Annotated in this window: 7 protein-coding genes and 2 tRNA genes; 2 read left to right on the forward strand and 7 right to left on the reverse strand. The window is 68.9% G+C overall.

Annotation, left to right across the window (positions count from 1 at the left end):
- The 5 genes from ABT300_RS39490 to ABT300_RS39510 all read right to left on the reverse strand — a co-directional run.
- On the reverse strand, positions 1-607 hold a 607-nt coding region (locus tag ABT300_RS39490), incomplete at its 3' end, for a ClpX C4-type zinc finger protein (RefSeq protein WP_351686645.1).
- Between the two features lie 182 nt (positions 608-789).
- Positions 790-1,470: an ATP-dependent Clp protease proteolytic subunit gene (locus ABT300_RS39495; protein WP_319279219.1), complete on the reverse strand. Its 681-nt coding sequence runs from the start codon at positions 1,468-1,470 to the stop codon at positions 790-792.
- A gap of 235 nt (positions 1,471-1,705) precedes the next feature.
- Positions 1,706-2,314 (reverse strand): ATP-dependent Clp protease proteolytic subunit, encoded by a 609-nt coding sequence (locus ABT300_RS39500; protein WP_057574659.1) that lies wholly within the window; start codon positions 2,312-2,314, stop codon positions 1,706-1,708.
- Positions 2,315-2,580: 266 nt separating this feature from the next.
- Positions 2,581-3,978, reverse strand: a complete 1,398-nt coding sequence (gene tig, locus ABT300_RS39505; RefSeq protein WP_351686647.1) for a trigger factor — start codon at positions 3,976-3,978, stop codon at positions 2,581-2,583.
- Between the two features lie 200 nt (positions 3,979-4,178).
- Positions 4,179-4,255, reverse strand: a tRNA-Pro gene (locus ABT300_RS39510).
- Positions 4,256-4,421: 166 nt separating this feature from the next.
- On the opposite strand from ABT300_RS39510, the gene ABT300_RS39515 reads away from it, so the two are divergent.
- Positions 4,422-4,492: transfer RNA gene (locus ABT300_RS39515), tRNA-Gly, on the forward strand.
- A gap of 101 nt (positions 4,493-4,593) precedes the next feature.
- Here ABT300_RS39515 and ABT300_RS39520 read toward each other — a convergent pair.
- Positions 4,594-4,788: a hypothetical protein gene (locus ABT300_RS39520; protein ID WP_030779494.1), complete on the reverse strand. Its 195-nt coding sequence runs from the start codon at positions 4,786-4,788 to the stop codon at positions 4,594-4,596.
- A gap of 412 nt (positions 4,789-5,200) precedes the next feature.
- On the opposite strand from ABT300_RS39520, the gene ABT300_RS39525 reads away from it, so the two are divergent.
- Complete coding sequence (locus ABT300_RS39525; protein ID WP_351686649.1) at positions 5,201-6,460, forward strand: acyltransferase family protein; 1,260 nt, start codon at positions 5,201-5,203, stop codon at positions 6,458-6,460.
- Between the two features lie 79 nt (positions 6,461-6,539).
- On the opposite strand, the gene ABT300_RS39530 is transcribed toward ABT300_RS39525, so the two are convergent.
- Complete coding sequence (locus ABT300_RS39530) at positions 6,540-7,016, reverse strand: HD domain-containing protein (protein WP_351686652.1); 477 nt, start codon at positions 7,014-7,016, stop codon at positions 6,540-6,542.
- Positions 7,017-7,033: the final 17 nt, after the last annotated feature.

A 7,033-nucleotide genomic window follows, 5' to 3' on the forward strand; every position in this document is an offset into this window, starting at 1 on the left:
GCGTGATGGAGGGGTTTTCACTCTTGCGCGCGACCTTGTCGATCTCGTCGATGTAGATGATCCCGGTCTCGGCCTTCTTGACGTCGTAGTCGGCCGCCTGGATCAGCTTCAGCAGGATGTTCTCGACGTCCTCGCCGACGTATCCCGCCTCGGTCAGCGCCGTGGCGTCGGCGATGGCGAACGGGACGTTCAGCATGCGGGCGAGGGTCTGCGCGAGGAGCGTCTTGCCCGAGCCGGTGGGGCCGAGCAGGAGGATGTTGGACTTCGCCAACTCGATGGCGTCCTCACGGCCTTGGCCGCCGCCGTTCTCGCCGGCCTGGACGCGCTTGTAGTGGTTGTACACCGCGACCGAGAGGGCCTTCTTCGCGGGCTCCTGGCCCACCACGTAGCCCTCGAGGAACTCGTAGATCTCGCGAGGCTTGGGGAGTTCCTCCCAGCGGACCTCGCTCGTCTCGGCGAGCTCCTCCTCGATGATCTCGTTGCAGAGATCGATGCACTCGTCGCAGATGTACACACCGGGCCCTGCGATGAGCTTCTTGACCTGCTTCTGGCTCTTGCCGCAGAACGAGCACTTGAGCAGATCGCCGCCGTCACCGATGCGTGCCACGGTGTGCTTCCCCTTCGCCTGGGAGACGACTGGACGCTTTCGAATCCAGCGGCTCCTGGTGCTGCCTTATTCCGACGGTACCTTGCCTGGCCCCCCGTTCGGGCCCCCCTTGGCACGGTTCACTGCGACGTGGACCGTGTCACACCGTACCGAGGGGGGTCCGGACCGGACGACCTCGTGCGTCAACGCAGGTTGTCGTTGTTCATCTTCCGGGTGGAGATGATCTGGTCGATCAGGCCGTAGGACAGCGCGTCCTCGGCCGTGAGGATCTTGTCGCGCTCGATGTCCTCGCGGATCTTCTCGATCGGCGTGGTCGAGTGCTTGGCCAGCATGTCCTCCAGCTGACCGCGCATCCGGAGGATCTCGTTGGCCGCGATCTCCAGGTCGGAGACCTGGCCGCGGCCGGTCTCGCTGTACGGCTGGTGGATCAGCACGCGCGCGTTCGGCAGCGCCATGCGCTTGCCCGGCGTGCCGGCGGCCAGCAGGATCGCGGCGGCGGAGGCCGCCTGGCCCATGCAGACCGTCTGGATGTCGGGCTTCACGAACTGCATGGTGTCGTAGATCGCGGTCAGCGCCGTGAAGGAGCCGCCGGGGCTGTTGATGTAGACGGAGATGTCCCGGTCCGGGTCCATCGACTCCAGGCACAGCAGCTGCGCCATGACGTCGTTGGCGGAGGCGTCGTCGATCTGCACGCCGAGGAAGATCACGCGCTCCTCGAAGAGCTTCGCGTACGGGTCGTACTCGCGGATGCCCTGGGAGGTGCGCTCGACGAAGCGCGGGATGACGTAGCGGGACTCGGCCCGGGGGCCGGTGTATTCGGCCTCGGTGCGGGCGTGGATGCCGCTGCCGGGGAAGTGGTTCACGGTGTCTCCTGGAGAGAGGGCTGGGGCGGTGGGCTGAAGGGGCTGGAGAGAGGCGCCGACGGCTTCCGTAGGGGCTCCGGGCCCCCGCTGGGAGGCTCCGGGCGGCCCGGGGCCCGGAAGGGCTTCCCGGGCCTCCGGGAGGCCTCAGCGGGCTCCTGGAGCCTCGGAGGGGATCAGGGGCTCAGGGGGCTCCTGGGAGCTCCCTGGGCGGCCCTGCCGCCGTCGGAGGCGATCCTCAGGCCGCCCCGGTACCGCCGCCGCCCGGCATGCCGGCGGCCGTGGGGATGACGTCGTCGATGAGGCCGTACTCCTTGGCCTCGAAGGCGTCGAACCAGCGGTCGCGGTCCGAGTCGCGGGTGACCTGCTCGACCGTCTGGCCGGTGTGCTGCGAGGTCAGCTCGGCCATGCGCTTCTTGGTGTGCAGCAGCCGCTCGGCGTGGATCTTGATGTCCGAGGCCGATCCGGCCAGACCCGCGGAGGGCTGGTGGATCAGGATCTCGGCGTTCGGCAGCGCGAAGCGCTTGCCGGGGGTGCCCGCGCTGAGCAGGAACTGGCCCATGGAGGCGGCCAGGCCCATGGCGATGGTCACCACGTCGTTCTTGATGAACTGCATGGTGTCGTAGATCGCCATGCCGGCCGTGATGGAGCCGCCGGGGCTGTTGATGTAGAGGTAGATGTCCTTGTCCGGGTCCGCGGCAAGGAGCAGCAGCTGTGCGGTGATCTTGTTGGCGATGTCGTCGTCGACCGGCTGGCCGAGGAAGATGATCCGCTCGCCGAGCAGCCGGTTGTAGACCTGGTCGCCGAGGCCACCGCCGATGGAAGGCTCGCCGGCGGCGGAGGGCATCAGATTCGTCACGTCGTATCCACCTGCTCGTCTTACGACGGCGCCGGGCCGTCTCACGTGTACTGCCGGGGGCAACGGGGACTCCCCTGCCCTCGTATTCATGGACCCTAACGCGCGGGTCCCTTCGGGGAATCCCGGAGAGCTGGGTGTTCGCCGGGGGCGTAGCCCGGCGGGCCCGTGCGACCGGGCGGGCACGACGTAGGACGACGGGCCCCGGGACCGAAGTCCCGGGGCCCGTCGCACCTGGTTCAGGAACTGCTCGAGGCTCAGGCCTCGGGCTTCTCCTCGGTCTCGGCGGCGGCCTCGACGGTCTCCGCGGTCTCCGCGGCGTCCTCCGCCTCGTCCTCGTCCTCGTCGTCCAGGTCGACGATCTCGCCGTTGGTGTCCTTCACCGTGGCGGACTCGACGACCGTGGCCAGAGCCTTGCCGCGGGCGACCTCGCCGACCAGGAGCGGAACCTGGCCGCCCTCGACGACCGCCTGGGCGAACTGGTCGGGGGACATGCCGGAGGAGGCGGCACGGCGCATGAGGTGCTCGGTGAGCTCCTCCTGGTTGACGTTCAGCTTCTCGCGCTTGACGAGCTCGTCGAGCACGAACTGGGTCTTGATGCCCTTGACCGCGGCCTCACGGGTCTCGGTCTCGAACTCCTCGGCGGTCTTGCCCTGGATCTCCAGGTACTTGTCGAGGTCCAGGCCCATCTGACCGAGCTGGTGGTGCTCCAGGTTGTGCTTGCGGGTGTTGACCTCGTCCTCGAGCAGCTTCTCGGGGACGGGCACCTCGACGAGCTCCAGGAGCTTCTCGAGGACGCGCTCCTGCGCCTGCGTGGCCTGGTCGTACTGCTTCATGTTCTCGAGGCGCTTGCGGCTGTCCGCCTTGAGCTCGTCGAGGGTGTCGAACTCGGAGGCGAGCTGCGCGAACTCGTCGTCCAGCGCGGGGAGCTCGCGGGCGGCGACCTGGGTGACCTTGACGGTGACCTCGGCCTCCTTGCCGGCCGCCGAGCCGCCCTTCAGCTCGGAGGTGAAGGTGGTCTCGCCACCGGCCTCCAGGCCCTTGACGGCGTCGTCGATGCCTTCCAGCAGCTCGCCCGAGCCGATGGTGTAGGAGACGCCGCTGGCGACGCCGTCCTCGAGGACCTCGCCGTCGACCTTGGCCTCCAGGTCGACGGTCACGACGTCGCCCTCCTCGGCGGCGCGCTCGACCGGGGAGGTCGAGGCGAAGCGCTCGCGGAGCTGCTCGACCGACTTGTCGATGTCCTCGTCCGTCACCTCGACGGCGTCGACCTCGACCTCGATGGAGGAGAAGTCCTCGGGGAGCTCGAGGGCGGGACGGACGTCGACCTCGGCGGTGAAGTTCAGCGTCTCGCCGTCCTTCAGCTCCGTGATGTCGACCTCGGGCTGGCCGAGGACGTCGATCTCGGCCTCGTTGACCGCCTCGGTGTAGAACTTCGGAAGCGCGTCGTTGACGGCCTCCTCCAGCACGGCGCCACGGCCGAAGCGCTGGTCGATGACCCGGGCGGGAATCTTGCCCTTGCGGAAGCCCTTCACCGTGACCTGCTGGTTGATCTTCTTGTACGCCGCGTCGAGGCTGTCCTTGAGCTCCTCGAAGGGCACCTCGATGCTGAGCCGAACCCGAGTCGGGTTCAGGGTCTCCACGGCGCTCTTCACGGTTCGGTCTCCTTGGGGGCTGACATCTTGGTTTCCGCCGGAGCCAGACCGGCTCCCGCAAATTCGCCGCCCGGAGGACTTCAGGATGAGACACACGGGCGTGCAGCTTGCATAGTAACGGCAGCAGGGACACGCCCCAAAGGCGATCAAGCGAGGCAGCCGCGGAGGTGGCCGGCGAGGGCGGACGAGAATCGCGGTACTGGTCGGGGTGGCGGGATTTGAACCCACGGCCTTCCGCTCCCAAAGCGGACGCGCTACCAAGCTGCGCCACACCCCGTCTGGTGCGACACGTAGGGTACATGCCCGCAGGCCGTCTGACCGCCGCATTTGCCAGCGTCGGGGCTGCCCGCGAGGCGGCGCGGAAAAGGCGGTGTGCGACAGGGGGCGTCGACCCGCTACGATGCGTGCAGTGCCGCGGTCGGCTGACCTGCGGCGCGACGTGTGCGGGCGTAGCTCAATGGTAGAGCACTAGTCTTCCAAACTAGCTACGCGGGTTCGATTCCCGTCGCCCGCTCTGTATGACGAAGGCCCGGGTGAGAGGGCGGTTTCCTCTCCCCGGGCCTTCGGCGTGCCCGCTCCGATTCGCGGCAGGGCGGCTCAGGGCGGTCGGCGGGGTCAGAAGCTGATCGAGTTGATCGTGTCGGCGAGGGAGTCGAGGAAGCGGTTGATCGACGGGGCCATGCCGGTCGAGGCGAGGAAGAAGCCGAACAGGATGGCGACGATCGCCGGGCCCGCCTTGATCGACCCGCCCCGGATCAGGACCACCAGGATGATCGCCAACAGCAGCACCACTGACAGTGAGATGGCCACAACTGATCACACACCCTCGGTCGGTCCGCACTCCCGAGACCATCGTGCCACCAACCCGGCCCACCTATGCGGCCCGTGACGCATCATCGCGGGACGCGTCGGCCGGCGGCGGGGCGCGGGCTATTTGGATCACGTGTCGGCGCAGGTGTCGGCAGGGGGAATTGGGGAACTCGGTTTCCATGTCCACACAATGCCTGCGCAGTTATTTCGAATTGCGGTCGACGCGATGACGGTGTGCGTCAACTGGCAGGCAACAAGCGGCGTTATGCACCTTTTAGTCGGGATGAAGAGTGACATCACGGACAGCCCCACACCTCAATCCCGCTCCGTCGGCCGCGCCATGGAAGAGCTATAACGAGGAATGACCAGGGGCGTTTTACGAATTGCCGCGCACGACGCTAGGGTGCCTCAAATGTTCCACGCCGCCTCGTCTCTCGTTCCGAGCACGCGCTCGTCCCCGAACCAGAACGACCAGCACGACCCGAACGGTCCGAAGGGCAGGCGCGACCGTTCGCGGGACAGATCCGCCGAGCGGCCGGCCCCACGGCCCCCGGCGCGGCGCGACGCGTTCTTCGACAACGCCAAGTACCTGGCGATCGTGCTGGTGGCCGTGGGGCACGCCTGGGAGCCGCTCAAGGGCGACAGCCGGGCGCTGCAGGCCGCGTACATGTTCGTGTACACGTTCCACATGCCGGCGTTCATCGTCATCTCCGGCTTCTTCTCCCGGAGCTTCGACGGCAGCCCCGCCAAGCTCAAGCGCCTGATCACGGGCGTCGCCGTGCCGTACGTCGTCTTCGAGACCGCCTACCCCGTCTTCCGGCGCCACATAGACCACAACCCCGCCCAGGAGATCAGCCTTCTCGACCCCTGGTACCTCACCTGGTTCCTGGTGGCGCTGTTCGTCTGGCGGCTCACGACGCCGGTCTGGAAGGTCGTCCGGCATCCGCTGCCGCTGGCGCTGGGCCTCGCCATGCTGGCGACGGTCACCCCGTCCATCGGCGACGACCTGGACCTCCAGCGCGTCCTGCAGTTCCTGCCGTTCTTCGTGCTGGGCCTGTGCCTGGAGCCCGAGCACTTCCGCCTGGTGCGCCGACGCGCGGTGCGGATCGCGGCGGCGCCGGTGTTCGCGTTCGCCCTGGCCTTCGCCTACTGGGCGGTGCCGCGGATGAACGTCTCCTGGCTCTACCACCGCGACTCCGCGCAGGAGCTGGGCGCCCCCTGGTGGGCCGGGCCCCTCATGCAGCTCGCCCTGTTCGGCTGCTCACTGCTGCTGACGGCCTGTTTCCTGTCCTGGGTCCCGGGCCGCACGATGTGGTTCACGGTCCTCGGCGCGGGCACGCTGTACGGCTATCTGCTGCACGGCTTCCTCATCAAGACCGCCGACTACCGCGGCTGGTTCGCGCACCCCTCGCTGCACCGGCCGCTCGGGGAGATCGCCGTCACCGTCGCCGTGGCGTTGGCCGTCACCCTGTTGTGCACGCCGCCGGTGCGACGGGTCTTCCGGTTCGTGGTGGAGCCGAAGTTGGAGTGGGCCTTCAAGCCGGACGCCGGCCTGCTCGCCCGCGAGCGCGAGCAGGGCGAGGGGCGCGAGCGGCTCGAGAAGGACGAGGGGCGCGAGGAGAGCCGCGGGCGGGCGGGCGACGAGAAGGTCGCGGGCGGCGTCGGGGGCTGAACACCCGCCTGTCCGGGGCCCGTTCTCGGAGGAGTCGTTCCCCGAAGGCTCGTTCCCGACGGCTCGCCCCCCGGGGGGCTCATCCTGGGGTGCTGTTCCGGGGAGGGCGTCCCGCGGGTGGGGTGAGGCCGAGGAGTGCGCGCATGTGCGCGTACTTCTCCGTCAGTCGCGCGCGGGTGGGCGCGTCCAGGACCGCCAGCCGGGCCGGGTCCGCGTTGTGGGCCAGGTCCGCCTCCTTCACCAGCAGGGCGCCCGGCGTGGCCAGGACGCGGGCCGCGTACGCCTCGGGCGTCTCCCCCGCCCGCTTGGTCACGGCGAGGACGACGGCCTTCGTGCGGTCGCTCAGCGCGGCCGCCGCCAGCCAGGCCTCGGTGAGGGCGTCGTCCTCGACGGCGTCGTGCAGCCAGGCGGCCGCGATCTGCTCGGCGTCGCCGCCACGCGCGCGTACCCCCTCCGCGACCGCCTGGAGGTGTTCGGCGTAGGGGCGGCCCGCCTTGTCGGTCTGCCCCTCGTGGGCGGCGCGGGCGACGGCCTCGACCTCGGACTCGGTCAGCACGGCGTTCTCCTCTCGGG

It is taken from the genome of Streptomyces sp. NPDC001027, assembly GCF_040299045.1.
Lineage (GTDB): Bacteria > Actinomycetota > Actinomycetes > Streptomycetales > Streptomycetaceae > Streptomyces.

Bases quoted from the DNA above. Each gene is read 5' to 3' on its own strand.
- ABT300_RS39500 (WP_057574659.1), bottom strand. From the start codon at position 2,314: ATGCCCTCCGCCGCCGGCGAGCCTTCCATCGGCGGTGGCCTCGGCGAC.
- ABT300_RS39525 (WP_351686649.1), top strand. From the start codon at position 5,201: ATGTTCCACGCCGCCTCGTCTCTCGTTCCGAGCACGCGCTCGTCCCCG.